The organism is Gilliamella sp. Nev6-6, from assembly GCF_001690605.1.
Taxonomy (GTDB): Bacteria; Pseudomonadota; Gammaproteobacteria; order Enterobacterales; family Orbaceae; genus Gilliamella; species Gilliamella apicola_C.
Window position 1 is genome coordinate 87,317 of sequence record NZ_LZHP01000090.1, and the last position, 16,708, is coordinate 104,024.

At 34.6% G+C, this 16,708-nt stretch carries 16 protein-coding genes; 12 read left to right on the forward strand and 4 right to left on the reverse strand.

Features of this window, described 5'->3' with window-relative positions; translation table 11 throughout:
- The first annotated feature begins 12 nt into the window (after window positions 1-12).
- From sucD to hslU, 10 genes are all read left to right on the forward strand, one after another.
- The gene (sucD, locus tag A9G42_RS10855; RefSeq protein ID WP_065567706.1) at window positions 13-885 is read left to right on the forward strand and encodes a succinate--CoA ligase subunit alpha; all 873 of its coding nucleotides are present in this window, start codon (window positions 13-15) and stop codon (window positions 883-885) included.
- A gap of 98 nt (window positions 886-983) precedes the next feature.
- The gene (locus A9G42_RS10860; protein ID WP_065653429.1) at window positions 984-2,561 is read left to right on the forward strand and encodes a cytochrome ubiquinol oxidase subunit I; all 1,578 of its coding nucleotides are present in this window, start codon (window positions 984-986) and stop codon (window positions 2,559-2,561) included.
- 19 nt (window positions 2,562-2,580) lie between these two features.
- Window positions 2,581-3,717 (forward strand): cytochrome d ubiquinol oxidase subunit II, encoded by a 1,137-nt coding sequence (gene cydB, locus A9G42_RS10865; RefSeq protein WP_065567708.1) that lies wholly within the window; start codon window positions 2,581-2,583, stop codon window positions 3,715-3,717.
- A gap of 9 nt (window positions 3,718-3,726) precedes the next feature.
- Window positions 3,727-3,837 (forward strand): cytochrome bd oxidase small subunit, CydX/CbdX family, encoded by a 111-nt coding sequence (locus tag A9G42_RS13720; protein ID WP_141671992.1) that lies wholly within the window; start codon window positions 3,727-3,729, stop codon window positions 3,835-3,837.
- Between the two features lie 192 nt (window positions 3,838-4,029).
- Window positions 4,030-4,425 carry a tol-pal system-associated acyl-CoA thioesterase gene (gene ybgC / locus A9G42_RS10870; protein WP_065567709.1) on the forward strand — a complete coding sequence of 132 codons (396 nt, stop codon included), beginning with the start codon at window positions 4,030-4,032 and terminating at the stop codon, window positions 4,423-4,425.
- A complete protein-coding gene (gene tolQ, locus A9G42_RS10875; protein WP_065567710.1) occupies window positions 4,426-5,106 on the forward strand; it encodes a protein TolQ in 681 nt (226 codons plus the stop codon). It abuts the gene before it with no gap.
- A gap of 2 nt (window positions 5,107-5,108) precedes the next feature.
- Window positions 5,109-5,528 carry a colicin uptake protein TolR gene (gene tolR, locus A9G42_RS10880; RefSeq protein ID WP_065567711.1) on the forward strand — a complete coding sequence of 140 codons (420 nt, stop codon included), beginning with the start codon at window positions 5,109-5,111 and terminating at the stop codon, window positions 5,526-5,528.
- A 28-nt stretch (window positions 5,529-5,556) separates the two neighbouring features.
- Window positions 5,557-6,687: a cell envelope integrity protein TolA gene (tolA, locus tag A9G42_RS10885; protein WP_179854649.1), complete on the forward strand. Its 1,131-nt coding sequence runs from the start codon at window positions 5,557-5,559 to the stop codon at window positions 6,685-6,687.
- Window positions 6,688-6,837: 150 nt separating this feature from the next.
- The gene (hslV, locus tag A9G42_RS10890) at window positions 6,838-7,365 is read left to right on the forward strand and encodes an ATP-dependent protease subunit HslV (protein ID WP_025316169.1); all 528 of its coding nucleotides are present in this window, start codon (window positions 6,838-6,840) and stop codon (window positions 7,363-7,365) included.
- Window positions 7,366-7,391: 26 nt separating this feature from the next.
- Entirely contained in the window at window positions 7,392-8,720 is a 1,329-nt protein-coding gene (gene hslU, locus A9G42_RS10895) for an HslU--HslV peptidase ATPase subunit (protein ID WP_065653431.1), read from the forward strand.
- Window positions 8,721-8,776: 56 nt separating this feature from the next.
- Here hslU and asmA read toward each other — a convergent pair whose 3' ends face one another.
- From asmA to mltA, 3 genes are all read right to left on the reverse strand, one after another.
- Window positions 8,777-10,663: an outer membrane assembly protein AsmA gene (asmA, locus tag A9G42_RS10900; protein WP_065653432.1), complete on the reverse strand. Its 1,887-nt coding sequence runs from the start codon at window positions 10,661-10,663 to the stop codon at window positions 8,777-8,779.
- 32 nt (window positions 10,664-10,695) lie between these two features.
- Window positions 10,696-11,277 (reverse strand): dCTP deaminase, encoded by a 582-nt coding sequence (gene dcd, locus A9G42_RS10905; protein ID WP_065653433.1) that lies wholly within the window; start codon window positions 11,275-11,277, stop codon window positions 10,696-10,698.
- Window positions 11,278-11,347: 70 nt separating this feature from the next.
- Entirely contained in the window at window positions 11,348-12,448 is a 1,101-nt protein-coding gene (gene mltA / locus A9G42_RS10910; RefSeq protein WP_081297862.1) for a murein transglycosylase A, read from the reverse strand.
- A gap of 196 nt (window positions 12,449-12,644) precedes the next feature.
- Between mltA and cycA the strand changes: the two genes are divergently transcribed.
- Window positions 12,645-14,015, forward strand: a complete 1,371-nt coding sequence (cycA, locus tag A9G42_RS10915; RefSeq protein WP_065567716.1) for a D-serine/D-alanine/glycine transporter — start codon at window positions 12,645-12,647, stop codon at window positions 14,013-14,015.
- Window positions 14,016-14,061: 46 nt separating this feature from the next.
- Here cycA and A9G42_RS10920 read toward each other — a convergent pair whose 3' ends face one another.
- Complete coding sequence (locus A9G42_RS10920; protein WP_065567717.1) at window positions 14,062-15,087, reverse strand: TerC/Alx family metal homeostasis membrane protein; 1,026 nt, start codon at window positions 15,085-15,087, stop codon at window positions 14,062-14,064.
- A 181-nt stretch (window positions 15,088-15,268) separates the two neighbouring features.
- Here A9G42_RS10920 and dacB point away from each other — a divergent pair, with 181 nt between their 5' ends.
- Window positions 15,269-16,705, forward strand: a complete 1,437-nt coding sequence (gene dacB, locus A9G42_RS10925; protein ID WP_065567718.1) for a serine-type D-Ala-D-Ala carboxypeptidase — start codon at window positions 15,269-15,271, stop codon at window positions 16,703-16,705.
- Window positions 16,706-16,708: the final 3 nt, after the last annotated feature.

The window sequence follows — 16,708 nt, forward strand, 5'->3', positions numbered from 1 at the left end:
AGAATAGTTATCATGTCAATTTTAGTTAATAAAGAAACCAAAGTTATCTGCCAAGGCTTTACGGGTAGCCAAGGAACTTTCCATTCACAGCAAGCGCTTGCATATGGTACCAAGTTAGTTGGTGGTGTGACACCAGGCAAAGGCGGTACAACTCACTTAGGTTTGCCTGTTTTTAACACTGTAAAAGAAGCGGTTGCAACAACCGGCGCAACTGCAAGTGTTATTTATGTGCCAGCAGCATTCGGTAAAGACTCTATTTTAGAGGCAATTGATGCAGGAATTAAATTAATTGTTTGTATTACTGAAGGCATCCCAACTTTAGATATGCTGATTGTTAAAGAAAAATTACAACTTAACAATGTAGTAATGATAGGACCAAACTGCCCAGGTATTATTGTTCCTGACGAGTGTAAAATAGGTATTATGCCAGGACATATTCACCGTGCAGGCTCGGTAGGGATAGTTTCTCGCTCTGGTACATTAACTTATGAAGCGGTCAAACAAACAACAGATATTGGTATAGGTCAATCTGTATGCGTTGGTATCGGTGGTGATCCTATCCCGGGTAGTGATTTTATTTCTATTTTAGCATTACTTGAACAAGATCCTAAAACTGAAGTTATTGTTATGATCGGTGAAATTGGCGGTAGCGCAGAAGAAGAAGCAGCTGAATATGTTAAAAAACACGTAACTAAACCTGTTATTGCTTACATCGCTGGTGTTTCAGCTCCATCAGGAAAACGAATGGGGCATGCCGGTGCAATTATTTCAGGAAATAAAGGTACAGCAGAAGAAAAAACAAAAGCATTACAATCAGCAGGCATTATAGTCGTAAAGAGCCTTACCGATATTGGTGATGCAGTAAAAAAACAAGCTAAGATATAGTTTTTTGATGTATATCAATTTTTATTCTGTAATTATCGGTGTATAATAACCGCCAATAACATAGAAATTTGTGAGCATTTAAGAATTAGGGAGCGTTTATGTTAGATTTAGATATAGTAGAACTTTCACGCCTCCAGTTTGCACTCACGGCAATGTATCATTTTATTTTTGTACCATTAACGCTAGGTTTGGCGTTTTTGCTAGCAATTATGGAAACAGTGTATGTTGTTAGTGGTAAGCAAATCTGGAAAGATATGACAAAATTCTGGGGTAAACTGTTTGGTATCAATTTTGCCGTTGGTGTCGCAACAGGTTTGACCATGGAATTTCAATTCGGTACTAACTGGTCTTATTATTCACACTATGTGGGAGACATTTTTGGTGCGCCGTTAGCGATTGAAGGTTTAATGGCATTTTTCTTAGAATCAACCATGGTTGGTTTATTCTTTTTTGGCTGGGATAGATTAAGCCGTGGTAAACATTTAATGGTGACTTGGTGCGTAGCGTTTGGTTCAAATTTATCAGCGCTTTGGATTTTAGTTGCTAATGGCTGGATGCAATTCCCTGTAGGGTCTGAATTTAATCCTATCAATTCCCGTATGGAAATGGCTAACTTTTTTGAGTTGATTACTAACACTGTTGCTCAATATAAATTTGTTCATACTGTTACTGCTGGCTATTTAACAGGCGCAATTTTTGTTTTAAGTATTAGCTCTTATTATTTGCTAAAAAAACGCGATGTTGCTTTTGCAAAACGTTCTTTTGCTGTGGCTGCTATGTTTGGTTTTATTATGTCAATTGCAGTTGCCATTATGGGCGATGAAGCAGGCCATGAACTCACAACCGTGCAACCAGTTAAATTAGCAGCAATTGAAGCTGAATGGGAAACTCACCCTGCCCCAGCACCATTTAACGTTATTGCATTTCCATCTCAAAAAAATAAAGAGAACTCATTTGCAATTGAAATTCCTTATGCAATGGGAATAATCGCTACTCGTTCGCTTGACACTCCAGTAAAAGGTTTAAAAGATATTTTAGCCAATAATGAAACTCGAATTAGAAATGGTATTTTAGCTTACAGTAACTTAGAAAAAATCCAACAGGGTAATCAAGATCCTACTGTACTTGAAGCTTTTGAAGCTAATAAAGCTGATTTAGGTTATGGTTATTTAGTTAAACGTTTTACTGATCGTGATAATTTAACTATACCTGAAGCAACAGAAGAACATATTAAAGCGGCAACAGAAGATTCAATTCCAACTGTGTGGCCACTATTTTGGGCTTTTAGAATCATGGTTGGTCTTGGCGGGTTAATGATCCTTGGCACTGGTTTTGCTTTATGGACAACTTATAAAAATAAAATTGGTGAAAAACGTTGGTTACATCGTTTATTGGTTCTATTTTTACCGTTTCCTTGGTTGGCCTGTGAATCAGGTTGGTTTGTTGCAGAATATGGTCGTCAACCTTGGGCGATCCAAGATATCTTGCCAACAGGTGTTGCTAATTCATCATTAACACCAGGGGAAGTATTATTCACAATGGTGCTTATTTGTGGACTTTATACCCTGTTCTTAGTTACTGAATTATTCTTAATGTTTAAGTTTACTCGCTTAGGGCCAAGTTCTTTAGGAACAGGAAACTACCATTATGAAAAAACACAACCAGTAACAGAATAGGACATAGGGAGTATACACAATGATTGATTACGAAATTATACGCGTCATCTGGTGGGTGCTGATTAGTGTTGTTTTAATCGGTTTTGTTATCACAGATGGTTTTGATATGGGTGTGGGTATTTTATTACCTTTTATCGGTAAAACAGATACAGAACGCCGTATTATGATTAATGCAATTGCTCCTCATTGGGATGGAAACCAAGTTTGGTTAATCACTGCTGGTGCAGGTATTTTTGCTGCTTGGCCAATGGCATATGCAGCATCATTTTCTGGATTTTATATTGCGATGATTTTAGTGCTTTGCGCACTATTTTTTAGACCAATTGGTTTTGATTATCGCAGTAAATTAGAAAATTCAAAATGGCGTAATCTATGGGATATTGGCATTTTTGCAGGTAGCTTTGTACCTGCATTGGTTTTTGGTGTCGCTTTTGGTAACTTATTAGAAGGCGTTCCTTTTAGATTCGATAACGCTTATCGTGTGTTTTATGATGGTAACTTTTTTGGCTTACTTAATCCTTTTGCATTATTAACGGGAATTGTGAGTTTAATGTTATTTGTTTCTCATGGTGGAACATGGTTACAAATGAAAACGTCAGGAGAGCTTTATTTAAGAGCTAGAACAGCGACGCAAATTGCTAGTTTAATAATGTTAATTGCATTTGTTTTAGCTGGAGTTTGGGTTGCATTTGGTATTAATGGGTATGAAATTACGAGTGTAATTGATTATAAGGCAGCATCTAATCCATTAGCTAAAACAGTATCGACAGATGCAACGTGGTTAGCCAACTATATAAATTATCCTATTTTATGGATAGTACCTGTTTTAGGCGTGATGTTACCACTATTAACTATTCTTTTTTCCAGCCTAAATAAAAATGGATCCGCATTCCTTTCATCGATATTAACAATTGTTTGCGTTCTATTTACATATGGTATTGCAACTTTCCCATTTATTATGCCATCAAGCATTATGCCAAATGCAAGTTTGACGATATGGGATGCATCATCAAGTCAATTAACACTTAATATTATGTTTATTGTGGTTCTTATATTTTTGCCTATTGTTCTTTTTTATACAATTTGGTCATATATCAAAATGTTTGGAAGACTGGATAAAAATCATATCGAAAATAATAAACATTCTCTTTATTAAGGAACTAATATGTATTACGTTTTATGGTGTATAGGACTTATTGCTGCATGTATGTTATCAGCTATAGTCGGTTTATGGGTTGAACGAGATAGTGGTGAAAAAGAATCAAGCAACAAATAAACCAACAGTAAATAATATAAGTTAAACAACAATAAAAAGGTGGCCATAGCCACCTTTTCTTAATTTTCTGATAGGGTTGTTGAAAATAAGCAATAAATGATAATTGTTTTCATTTGTGTTTTTTTATATCATGGTGCAGCGAATTTCATATTCAGTTATAATAATGTCAAATTCAGTTAGTGCTATTTAGATATGAAACAATTTAATTGGAATGCAAGAGTTTATTATGAAGACACTGATGCTGGTGGCGTAGTTTATCATGCTAGATATCTAGCTTTTTTTGAACGGGCTAGAACCGAAATACTAAGGCAATTAGGAATTAGCCAACAGACGTTATTGCAAGAAAGTATTGCTTTTGTTGTAAAAAAGATGGATATTAGCTACCATGCTCCAGCCCATTTAGATGATATGTTGACTATTAGTACTCAAGTTGAGCAAGTTCGCAAGGCGTCTATTATTTTTAAACAGACTATTTTTAATCAAAATAAACGCGTTATCAGCACAGCAGATGTTCTTATTGCTTGTGTTGATATCACTAAAATGAAGCCGTGCGCGCTTCCCAAGTTATTAGTTTTGGAGTTTATATAAGTGGAAAATCTAAATATTATTGATCTGTTTTTGCAAGCAGGCCTCTTAGTACAATGTGTTATGTTGTTATTACTTACTTTTTCTGTTATGTCATGGGCTATTATATTTCAACGAACTAAAATTTTAGGTAAAGCTAAAAAACAAATCGAGCAATTTGATAATAGCTTTTGGGTTGCAGATGATTTAAATGTTTTATTTGATAAAGCAAAATTCAATAAAGAAGAGATCAGCGGCACTGAGCATATCTTTTATTCAGGCTTTAAAGAGTTTTCACGATTATATCAAATTAATCCCAATATGGCTCAATCTGCATTAGATGGTGCATCACGTTCTATGCGTTTAGCAATGAATCGTGAGCTTGACAACTTGGAATTACATATTCCTTTTTTAGGCACAGTAGGTTCTATTAGCCCATATATTGGTTTATTTGGTACAGTTTGGGGGATTATGCATGCGTTTATTTCTTTAGGTGCAGTTAAACAAGCGACACTGCAAATGGTTGCCCCAGGGATTGCTGAAGCATTAATTGCAACTGCAATTGGCTTATTTGCTGCCATCCCCGCGGTAATTGCATATAATCGCTTATCATTGAGTGTAAGCCGAATTGAGCAAAGTTACCTCAATTTTATTGATGAATTTTCTGCAATTTTACAACGTCAAGCAGTTGCCGTTAGGAATTAATTATGCGTAGACGCTCACGTTATTCAACTAAAACTGAAATCAATATAGTCCCTTTATTGGATGTATTATTAGTTTTAGTACTTATTTTTATGGCTACAGCCCCAATTATTAGTCAAAGTGTTGAAGTTGATCTTCCTGAAGCATCGGAATCAAAAACGGTTTCACCTTCAGAAAATAAGCCAATCATTATTGAAGTTTCTGGAGTTGGTATATATGCAATGATTATTGATCAAGATCGTCAAACTAATTTACCAAAAGAACAAATTGTAGCAGAAGTAAAACAACAGATGTCGCTTAATGAAAAGGCTGTTTTTTTAGTTGGTGGTGCAAAAGATGTTCCCTATGAAGAAATTATAAAAGCATTGAATTTATTACAATCTGCAGGCGTTAAATCTGTAGGATTAATGACTCAACCGATTTAAATAAAAATAATATAGTAAAATGTCAGTAATGTCTTATAAACCAAATTCAAAATTAAGTATAGCTATTGCCCTATCCATTATATTACATGTCATTTTAATTGTTATTTTAGGATACCGAGTTATATCTGATAATAATGTAAACTATGGACGTGTCGATGGAAATTCTATTGATGCTATTATGGTTGATCCTTCTGTCATGACCGAACAATATCAAAGGCAACTAAAGACACAAGTTAGCCAAAAGCAAGCTGAGAAACAAAGGCAGCAACAAATTGATGATCAGGCTCGAATATTGCAGGAACAACAGCTTGCCCAAGAACAGCGGCTTAAAGAGCTAGAAAGAGAGCGCCTAAAAGTAGAACAACAGCAGAAGAAAGAGGCAGAGGCTGCACAAGCTGCGCGGATAGCAAGACAAAAAGAAGAAGATGCTAGAAAAGCTAAAGAGCAGTTAGAAGAACAACAAAGGCAGGCTGAAAGACAGCGCTTAGAACAACAGCAAGCTGAGCTAGCAAAACAAAAAGCAGAGCAAGAAGCTAAATTAAAAGCTGAGCGAGAATTATTAGATAAACAACGTGAAGAAACTTTACGTAAGCAAGAAGAACTCGCCAAGCAGAAAGAAGAACAAGAGGCTAAAGTAAAAGCTGAACAAGAACTTATTGAAAAGCAACGAATTGAAAATGAACGCAAACAAGCAGAGTTAACTAAACAAAAAGAAGAACAAGAAAAAAAGCAAGCTGCTGAAAAAGCGGCGGCAGATAAAGCTGCTATCGAAAAAGCAAAAAAAGCAGCACAAGCAAAAAAAGATAAAGAGCTTTATAACTTGCTGGGTGGACTTACATCAAATATACCCAGCCCAGCAGGTGGTGCTGCTAGTCGGAAAGGTGTTTCAAATGGGGAGCTAGATAAGTATAAATCTCTAGTTCAAAATGCTATCAGTAATAAATTTATTAATCCTAACAAATTATATAGTGGGCGAAATTGTGTATTAGAAATTCAAATTGCACCTGATGGTTTATTACTTAATGTTAGTGCGAAAGGTGGCGATGAGGCATTATGCCGAGAAGCACTTTCAGCAACGAAACAAGCTATAATTCCAAAGCCTGCAAGTACGTTTTATAATCAAGTAAAAATAATGAAAATTGACTTCCAACCAAACTAATTTTTTATATTGTAAACGCAATATTCCCTAGAATTATTTACTATAAATGATCAATATCTATAAATTAGAATATTGAAATTACATTAATTACCCCAATATATCATCTATTCATTTCGAATTAAGTTATTTAAGTAAAATAAGGAGCAAAACATGACAACAATTGTTAGTGTCCGTCGTGAGGGGCAAGTTGTTATCGGTGGTGATGGTCAAGTCACGTTAGGCGAACGTATTATTATGAAAGGTAATGCACGTAAAGTTCGTCGCTTATATAATAACAAAGTGATTGCGGGTTTTGCTGGTGGTACGGCTGATGCATTTACATTATTCGAACTATTTGAGCGAAAATTAGAGATGCACCAAGGTCATTTAACCAAAGCTGCTGTTGAGCTAGCTAAAGATTGGCGAACGGATAGGATGTTACGCAAATTAGAGGCATTGCTTGCTGTTGCTGATGAAAGTGCATCATTAATTATTACCGGTACTGGTGATGTTATCCAACCCGAAGACGATTTAATTGCCATTGGTTCTGGCGGTCCTTATGCACAAGCAGCTGCACGAGCATTACTTGATAATACCTCACTTTCTGCACACGATATTGTGCAAAAATCATTATCAATAGCGGGGGACATTTGTGTGTATACAAATAACTTCCAAACCATTGAAGAGCTCAATTACTAATCAACTGAATTAAAGAGAATATTATTATGTCTGAAATGACTCCTCGCGAAATTGTAAGCGAATTAAACCAACATATCATTGGCCAAGATAAAGCGAAACGTTCTGTAGCTATAGCACTACGTAATCGCTGGCGCCGTATGCAACTTGATGAAACATTACGTCATGAAGTTACACCTAAAAATATACTGATGATTGGACCAACAGGTGTTGGTAAAACTGAAATTGCAAGACGCCTTGCAAAATTGGCTCACGCACCTTTTATTAAAGTAGAGGCGACTAAATTTACAGAAGTTGGTTATGTGGGAAAAGAAGTTGATTCAATTATTCGAGATCTAACAGATTCTGCAGTAAAAATGATACGCCAAGAAGCAATTGAACGCAATCGTCATAGAGCGGAAGAACTAGCCGAAGAGCGTATTTTAGATGTGCTAGTGCCACCAGCTAAAGATGGTTGGGGACAAGTTGAAGATAATAATGCTTCAACAGCAAGGCAAGCTTTTCGCAAAAAATTACGTGAAGGCACACTTGACGATAAAGAAATTGAAATTGAAGTAGCTGGTGTTAATATTGGTGTTGAAATTATGGCACCTCCTGGCATGGAAGAAATGACAAACCAATTACAGTCGATGTTTCAAAATTTAGGTGGGCAAAAAACTAAACCGCGCAAAATGAAAATAAAAGATGCCTTTAAACAGCTTATTGATGAAGAAGCTGCTAAGTTGGTTAATCCAGATGATCTTAAGCATGAAGCGATTGAAGCGGTTGAGCAGAACGGAATTGTCTTTATTGATGAAATAGATAAAGTGTGTAAGCGCGGTAACTCATCAGGGCCAGATGTTTCGCGTGAAGGCGTACAGCGTGATCTTTTACCATTAGTTGAAGGTTGTACAGTATCAACTAAACATGGCTCTGTTAAAACGGATCATATCTTATTTATTGCATCGGGCGCGTTTCAAACAGCAAATCCATCAGATTTAATTCCTGAATTACAAGGTAGATTGCCAATTCGAGTCGAATTACAAGCACTAACAAGCAAAGATTTTGAACGGATTTTAACTGAACCAAATGCTTCACTTACGGTTCAATATAAAGCGCTAATGGCAACCGAAGGTGTTAATATCGATTTTACGCCAGATGGTATTCGTAAAATTGCAGAATCAGCATGGCAAGTGAATGAGCAAAATGAAAATATTGGCGCACGTAGATTGCATACTGTATTAGAGCGTTTGATGGAAGAAGTTTCATTTGAGGCTAGTGAACTTGGCGGACAAACAGTTACAATTGATGCTAAATATGTAAGCGATCATTTAGATAAACTGGTTGCAGATGAAGATCTGAGCAAGTTTATTTTATAAGTAGTTCGGCTTGAGTATCGAGTATAAAAAAGGTGAGCTTTGCTCACCTTTTTTTATTACTGCCTTTTTAGTAGTTCGCCTAAGATATTAGAAGTTTTTGATTTAGACTTTGAATTATCTTTAGAATGATGATTTTCTAATTTATCTCGAAGTTTTTCTAAACGATCTTGTAATTTGTCACTAAATACATCATTGATTAATTTAGCAATATCAATTTGATAACGAAGCTTAGCAAATTCACCATAAATACGTAGTGGTATTGTTAACTTTTGTAGCTTTGCAATTACTTCATTTTTAGTATTCCAGCCACCTAACATTTTTAAGTTCAAATTAATATCTAAATCACGGTTTAAGAGCCCGACTCTTCCTGAAGCTTCAACGATCTCAAGTATTGCTGAATTCGCTGTTAATGTTGAAAACTCCAAGTTACCTTGCTTCAAATAGGCATTAGCTGAAATTGTTTGAAATTCGGTGTATTTTTTCTGATTTTCAGGTGTTGTATCATTTTTTGAATAGCGAGCTACCGCATTTTGGATAATACTTTCAATATTTAAATTATTGAGCTTTGCATTTGTTACAACAATGGCCACATTGCCTTGTAAGTTTGCTAACAATTTAGAACCTGATAAGGTGTTACTTTGTAAATCCCCGCTAGCATTAAATAAACCATCTAGATCATGTGCCGTATCTATTTGCTTAAAAAATGTATTTAAATCAACATCAGTTATTTTGGTATTTAGTTTTATTAATGTGTTTTTTTGTTTGCCATTTGCAACACCTGTTGCCAATATATGACCTTTAGCAAAATCTAAACTCATATTTCTGAATATAGCAATACCGTCATTATTAGTTATATCAACATTAATATTGTTAAACGTCATTTTATTGGCGTTAAGTTGCTTGATAGTTAACTTAGCCTTAGCATTGAAAGCATTTAAAAAATTTAATTCATTATTGCTCTTTGTAACATTTGACACCACAGGAGGGGTTTGTTGACTATTAGCCTTTCCGTTTGTTTTTTCACCAATTTTCAGTAATGAAGAGAGATCAATTTTATCAGAATTTAACTGCAAATTTATTTCTGGTTTACTTGTTAAATCTGCATTGATAACACCAATGAAATTATTACCATTAACTGAGAAAGATAAATTTTGGCTTTTTAAAATCTGAGGATTATGTTGGTAATTAAAAACGCCACTTATGTTTCCTTTTAATTCTTTTGCTGAATTAGCGATGCCTTTATAAGTAAAATTTAACTTATTTAAATCGATAATTGCTTGTCTTGGAAATTCATTTAAATCGACATTAGCATGTATTAGGTATGACATATCTTGTTGATTTTTATCTACGTTACCGTTTAAATCAATAGCGATATTTTTATCTTTAACTTGTTCTACAATAAGATTAGTATTTCTAAAGTTAATGAGATCATCTTTATATTGTAATACCACTGTACTGTCAGTAACTTCAAATTTGTTTAAGCTAAACTGCCAACTAGATGTATTTTTTTTATCTTTAGAATCAGTTGGCTCATTAGTGGTCGTATCCATAGGTGTTTTTTTAGCGCCATTTTTTGCAATATTACCTTTACTTTCATCAGTGACGTTGATGATCGCTGATTTTATAAATACATTTTTGATAGATAATTTTTTTGAGAAAAGAGGCAATAGTTCAACATCAAGTCGCATATTATCCGCAGTTAATATAGGTTTTTTTACATCGACATCAGATAGTTTTACTGAATCTGTTAATATACTCACTTGTGGCCATATATGCCAACGCAAATCGCCATCAATAGTTAATTCATAACCGGTTTTATCTTTTACTGTATCAGAAATAAATCCACGAAAGTTGTTAGGATCTACAAAAACAATAAGTGAAATAATACCGATAGTAATAGCTAAAATTAAGGCAAATAAAAAAACCAATATTTTTTTTACCATATTAATGTTCCTTTGTTAATATTATAAGTTGTTTAGTCTTTATCAATACGACTGGCGACAGCGCCATGTTGGTCTTTATATTTTGCATCTTGCCTTCGATTGTATGGTCTTGCAGCCACTCCAGTTAATGTTTCAAAACTAAGCGCTCCGATTGTCATTCCAGGTCTAAGTGCTAATGGAATTTTCCCTGAGTTATAGAATTCCAAAACAATTTGCCCTTGCCAACCAGGATCAATTCGATGTGCTGTAACGTGAACCATCAGCCCTAGCCTAGCAAGCGATGAACGCCCATCTAACCAGCCAACCAGATCATCGGGAATAGTGACTGATTCTAAGGTTACGGCTAATGCTAATTCTCCTGGATGCAAATAGAAAGCATCGCTTTCAGCTAATACAATTTCCTCGCTCATCACTCGTTCCAATACCGCAGCAACTTCTTCTTTAGGACCACTTAAATCGATATAAGGTGTGGTATGCTCTCGGAAAGTTCGAAACTGGTTACCTAATCTAATATCAACAGTTGCACCATTAATACAACTTGCTGCTGGTTGTGGTGTGATTTTTAATTTACCGTTTTGTAAATATGCTTCGATATCTCGGTCGCATAATCTCATAAGTAATCCTTAATTCAGCTTGTATTTCTTTATTCTAACAGGAACTTTGAATGTCGTCGATGTTAGTTGTTTAAGGTTTTAGCAACCATGCGCGGCCATAGTGATTATAGTATCCCGCTAATTTGCCAGGTTGATCACCTACCCCTAGATAAAGGTCAAAATGCTGCCCTTTAATTGCACCACCTACATCAAGAGCAACCATTAAACGATTTTCTCGCCTACCACGATATTGCCCATCGCTATCAAGCAGAGGCACGTCAACCAGTACTACAGAACCCATTGGTATTAATGATTTATCAGAGGCGATAGAAGCATTGGCAATTAAGGGAACATTAGCGGCCCCTTTTACTTCGGTATTATATTTGGGTTCAAAAAAAACGAATGAATGGTTTTGAACCAATAATTCTTTAATTTTTTCCTCACTTTTATTCTTAGCCCAATCTTTGATAGCCTGTATCGACATTCTTTCTTTTTCGATTTCACCTTGTTCTACTAGCAATCGGCCAATACTTGAATAACCATGTCCATTTTTACCACCATAACTAAAGAAAACTAAAGGTAAATCATCTTCAAAATCAACATAGGCACTACCTTGCACTTCCATAATGAAATTATCTATTAAAGAATTACTGTATGCTATTTCAAGACCTTTATTGGCAAGAATACCATTATAAATTTGCTCTCGATTTGGTAATTGTTTTCCTTCACTAACGGGCATTTTATAAATAGGATATTTAAAATCTGTAGTTAGCTCATGTCTTGCTTTAATGATTGGAGTATAATAACCTGTCATATGGACATTTCCATACCCATCTTGCCCCGACATTTCATAACTTTTAAGCCCAACTTTGCTAAATTCGTCAGTTCCTAAGGAACGATTAATCCAATCATCTATCGCTTTATAGATATGTTCATTTTTAAGATACAAAGAGGGCGATGACGACTTGATTTTGGCAATTTGAATCATGTAGTCTGAAATATTTACTGGAATAGCTAATTGTGGATAGCTTACGTTAAACGGAAAAAGGAGGTTGCCATCTTTATATTGTTGACCTTGTTTGACAGGTTTATTTACATTGCTTTGGCTACTAGTTAGAAGAGATAAAATAAATAAAGAGCATAAAGTACATAAAACATAAAAACGATAATAGCGACGTTTCTTTTCTTTCATCTTGATAGATTATTATAATAAGTTAAGTATCATTGTTAGTTATGCTACACAATTCTATTATAAGAAACTACCAATAATTATGGTGTAGTCATAAAAAGTTTTCATAAAAATTCAACTTGCGATTTTATTCTATAGACTTTATAGTCCTATATTCTTTATTAAATTAAGAAATTGAGCAAATAAAAGGAAAATAGCGATGAGCGCTTCCTCAAAGCATGATCTAAAACGGAACCTTTCTAACCGCCATATTCAATTAATTGCAATTAGTGGTGCTATCGGTACCGGCTTATTTATGGGCTCAGGAAAGACAATTAGCCTTGCAGGGCCGTCTATTATTTTTGTCTATATGGTTATTGGATTTGTTCTATTTTTTGTTATGCGAGCGATGGGAGAAATTCTGCTTTCTAATTTAAAGTATAAATCTTTTAGTGATTTCTCTAACGACCTTTTAGGGCCTTGGGCAGGATTTTTCACTGGTTGGACTTATTGGTTTTGTTGGGTAGTTACAGGAATTGCAGATGTTATTGCAATTGCTGGTTATGCTCAATATTGGTTTCCCGAACTGCAATCTTGGATACCAATGTTATTAACAGTTACCTTACTATTAACCTTAAACCTATTAACAGTAAAAATGTTTGGTGAGACAGAATTCTGGTTTTCAATGATCAAAATTATTGCTATTTTAGCCTTGATTGGTATTGGAATAGTGCTTATTTTAACCTCTTTCCATTCTGAACAAACTAATAGCATAGCTACATTTTCAAATTTATGGGAATATGGTGGATTTTTCCCAAATGGAATTATGGGTTTTTTTGCTGGTTTTCAAATTGCAATCTTTGCTTTTGTAGGGATCGAGTTAGTGGGTACAACAGCAGCAGAAACAGTTGACCCAAACAAGAATTTGCCACGAGCTATTAACTCTGTACCTGTCCGAATCATATTTTTCTATGTTTTTGCTTTAATCATCATTATGAGCGTTACACCATGGACGTTAATTTCTCCAAATAAAAGTCCATTTGTTGAATTATTTACATTAATTGGTTTACCAGCAGCTGCAAGTATCATTAATTTTGTCGTATTAACATCAGCAGCATCTTCCGCTAATAGCGGTATTTACTCTACAAGCAGAATGCTATTTGGGCTAGCTAAAAAACAAGATGCTCCTGAGCCTTTTGGTAAATTATCAACTCGCTCGGTACCCGCTAATGGTTTACTGTTTTCATGTGCTTGCTTATTTGGTGGCGTAGTTTTGATTTATTTAGTACCTAATGTCATGGAAGCTTTTACTATAGTAACCACCATTTCAGCTATTTTATTTATGTTTATTTGGTCAATGATTCTTATTTCTTATATTGCTTATCGTCGTAAAAAAATAAAATTGCATGAACAATCTAAATTTAAAATGCCTGGTGGTATTTTTATGAGTGGTGTTTGTTTAGCTTTTTTTGTTTTTATGATTGTATTGCTTACTTTTGAAGCCGATACTCGCCAAGCACTCGTGGCCACTCCTATTTGGTTTATTATTTTAGCTGTGAGTTATTACATTCGCTCTTTAAAACGCAGATAAATCTAAAAATAAAAAGGCGGGTGATCCTGCCTTTTTATTTTTGTAATTATTGATCTTTATTTTTTACCGGCCAAATAATACTAGCAATAATACCCAAAGTTAAGATGCCTAAAATGACATAAAGACTTGTGGTTGGATCTATATCTATACCACACCCAAATAAATGATTACTTGCATTTAAAGCTAATTTCCCTGCAATAAAAAAAAGTAAGCAAATCACCGCCTTACTAAGATGGACTAAATACTGTTGCATGGCTTGTAAAATAAAGTACATCGTTCTAAGACCTAAAATAGCGAAGATCATGGCGCTATAGACAATTAATGGTTCTTGGCTCACGGCAATTACTGCAGGAACTGAATCAAAAGCAAACATAACGTCACTTAATTCAATTACAACAATACATAAAAATAGTGGTGTAGCATAAAAAAGACTTTTAGGTATTTTATCAACTAAGTTATTGTTTTCAGCTTTTGCAAGCTCTATATCAAGCTGTTTTTGTGACAATAAAAAACTGTGGCCGACAATTTTTGGGTAAGTTGGAAAAATACGTTTGGCAATGCGAAAAGCAAAGTGATTTGAATAATCTTTAATATTTTCGGCATTATCTTGATTTTTCAACATCATTATTCCCGTGCAAGCAACCAATATTGAAAACACCAACTCCATCCAAGGACCTAAATACAACAAACCTGTGCCAATTACGACAAATATGGCGCGAAATATAATAGCACCAATAACCCCCCAATAAAGTAAGCGATGGCGATAGTTATTTGGTACAGCAAACCATGAAAAAATAGCCATAATGACAAACAGATTATCGACCGATAAGGCTTTTTCAAGAACATAACCTGTAATAAATAAGCTGGCTATAGTGCTGCCATGGTGAATGTATAAAAATAGTGCAAATCCTAATGCAACCGCTATCCAAAATAGCGACCAAATAATAGCATTTTTTAAGCTGATTGGTTTATCGTTATGGTGAGCGTATAAATCAATAATAATTGCAGTCACGGCTAGCCCAACAAATACTAATATTGTTTCTATTGGAAAACCTAATGAATTTTGAATCATAGTTATATTACCTAGTATTAAAAGCTATATGAAGTTAACTTTTCTTTTGGCTATGTTAAATTATTCGATAGCACATAATTATAAAAGTGGTTGAGTATATATTGCTAGCTAAATCAAAAAAAGTTATATTTGCAAGTCCCATTTAACTGTTTTAATTTAATAACATTTTGAGCAAGCATTCATGACAAAATTCAGGGTAATAATTTTCTTTCTTCTTCCTTTTTTTTCAGGACTATTACATGCGCAACCAGTAGAGCCTTATATATCATCTTTACCTAAAGGAAGCGATTTGTCTATTTTGGTTCAATCTGTAGGAAGAAGCCCTAAGACATTAGCAAAATATAAAAGCGATCAATTCAAACACCCAGCCAGCACTCAAAAAGTGATAACCGCATTAGCTGCTGAGTTGGAATTAGGTCGAAATTTCCGATTTACAACACGCCTGCAAACTAATGGCGTTATTAGTAATAAACAATTAAATGGTGATCTTATTATTCAACTTAGCGGAGATCCCACTTTTACGCGAGCCAAATTAAAAACAATGATTGCTGAAATGCGCCAAAAAGGTATTGAAAAAATAGCAGGAAATATAATTTTAGATACTTCGATATTTACAAGCCATGACAAAGCTGCGGGGTGGTCATGGAATAATTTAACGGCTTGCTATAATGCCCCACCATCTGCAGCAATTATTGATGATAATTGTTTTTATGCAACTGTGACACCAAATAAAGTAGGTGAAAAAGCCTCAATATCTAAACCTACTAATATTCCAGTTACTGTAACAGCTGATGTAAAAACCATTGCAAAAAACAGTAAAGATCCCAATGATAGGTATTGTGAGTTGGATGTTAGCTATTTAGACAAAAATCGTTATCATTTATCAGGATGTATTGCTGCAAGCTCAGATAAAACACCATTAAAATTTGCAGTAATTGATGGGGTTGAATATTTTTCATCTATTTTAAAAAATGAACTTAAGCAACAAAAGATAACTTATACAGGATCGCTACTTCAACGCAAAGAAAAGAATAATGCTCAATTGACCTTACTCGCCTCTAGCCAATCAGCACCACTTTCAGAACTATTAACTGTCATGCTTAAAAAGTCAAATAATCTATATGCAGATGCTATTTTTAGAACCTTAGGCGCACATTACTATAATGTACAAGGCACATGGCGTAATGGTGGCGATGCAGTTAGACAAATTTTACGCAAAAAAGCAGGTATAAATTTAGAAAATTTAGTGATTGCTGATGGTTCGGGTTTGTCTAGGTTAAACTTGGTAAGCGCTGATAAATTAATGGAAATTTTACAATATATTTCAGCTAATGATTCTCAGCTAAAAATTATTGAAATGTTACCTATTGCAGGTATTGATGGTACATTAAAAAACCGTAAAAGCTTTAATCAGACACCTTTTAAAGAGACAATACGTGCTAAAACTGGTTATATTCAAGGTTGCTATAATTTAGCTGGATTTATCCAAAAACCTGATGGTAAATATGTAGCTTTTGTACAATTATTATCTGGTTATCAAGCGGATAATAAAAACGAATCAAAAAATAGTGCAATTATGCGTTTTGAATCAGAATTTTACAAAAATTTTATTAATTAAGCA

Bases quoted from the DNA above. Each gene is read 5' to 3' on its own strand.
- sucD (WP_065567706.1), top strand. From the start codon at position 13: ATGTCAATTTTAGTTAATAAAGAAACCAAAGTTATCTGCCAAGGCTTT.
- A9G42_RS10860 (WP_065653429.1), top strand. From the start codon at position 984: ATGTTAGATTTAGATATAGTAGAACTTTCACGCCTCCAGTTTGCACTC.
- cydB (WP_065567708.1), top strand. From the start codon at position 2,581: ATGATTGATTACGAAATTATACGCGTCATCTGGTGGGTGCTGATTAGT.
- A9G42_RS13720 (WP_141671992.1), top strand. From the start codon at position 3,727: ATGTATTACGTTTTATGGTGTATAGGACTTATTGCTGCATGTATGTTA.
- ybgC (WP_065567709.1), top strand. From the start codon at position 4,030: ATGAAACAATTTAATTGGAATGCAAGAGTTTATTATGAAGACACTGAT.
- tolR (WP_065567711.1), top strand. From the start codon at position 5,109: ATGCGTAGACGCTCACGTTATTCAACTAAAACTGAAATCAATATAGTC.
- tolA (WP_179854649.1), top strand. From the start codon at position 5,557: ATGTCTTATAAACCAAATTCAAAATTAAGTATAGCTATTGCCCTATCC.
- hslV (WP_025316169.1), top strand. From the start codon at position 6,838: ATGACAACAATTGTTAGTGTCCGTCGTGAGGGGCAAGTTGTTATCGGT.
- hslU (WP_065653431.1), top strand. From the start codon at position 7,392: ATGTCTGAAATGACTCCTCGCGAAATTGTAAGCGAATTAAACCAACAT.
- asmA (WP_065653432.1), bottom strand. From the start codon at position 10,663: ATGGTAAAAAAAATATTGGTTTTTTTATTTGCCTTAATTTTAGCTATT.
- dcd (WP_065653433.1), bottom strand. From the start codon at position 11,277: ATGAGATTATGCGACCGAGATATCGAAGCATATTTACAAAACGGTAAA.
- mltA (WP_081297862.1), bottom strand. From the start codon at position 12,448: ATGAAAGAAAAGAAACGTCGCTATTATCGTTTTTATGTTTTATGTACT.
- cycA (WP_065567716.1), top strand. From the start codon at position 12,645: ATGAGCGCTTCCTCAAAGCATGATCTAAAACGGAACCTTTCTAACCGC.
- A9G42_RS10920 (WP_065567717.1), bottom strand. From the start codon at position 15,087: ATGATTCAAAATTCATTAGGTTTTCCAATAGAAACAATATTAGTATTT.
- dacB (WP_065567718.1), top strand. From the start codon at position 15,269: ATGACAAAATTCAGGGTAATAATTTTCTTTCTTCTTCCTTTTTTTTCA.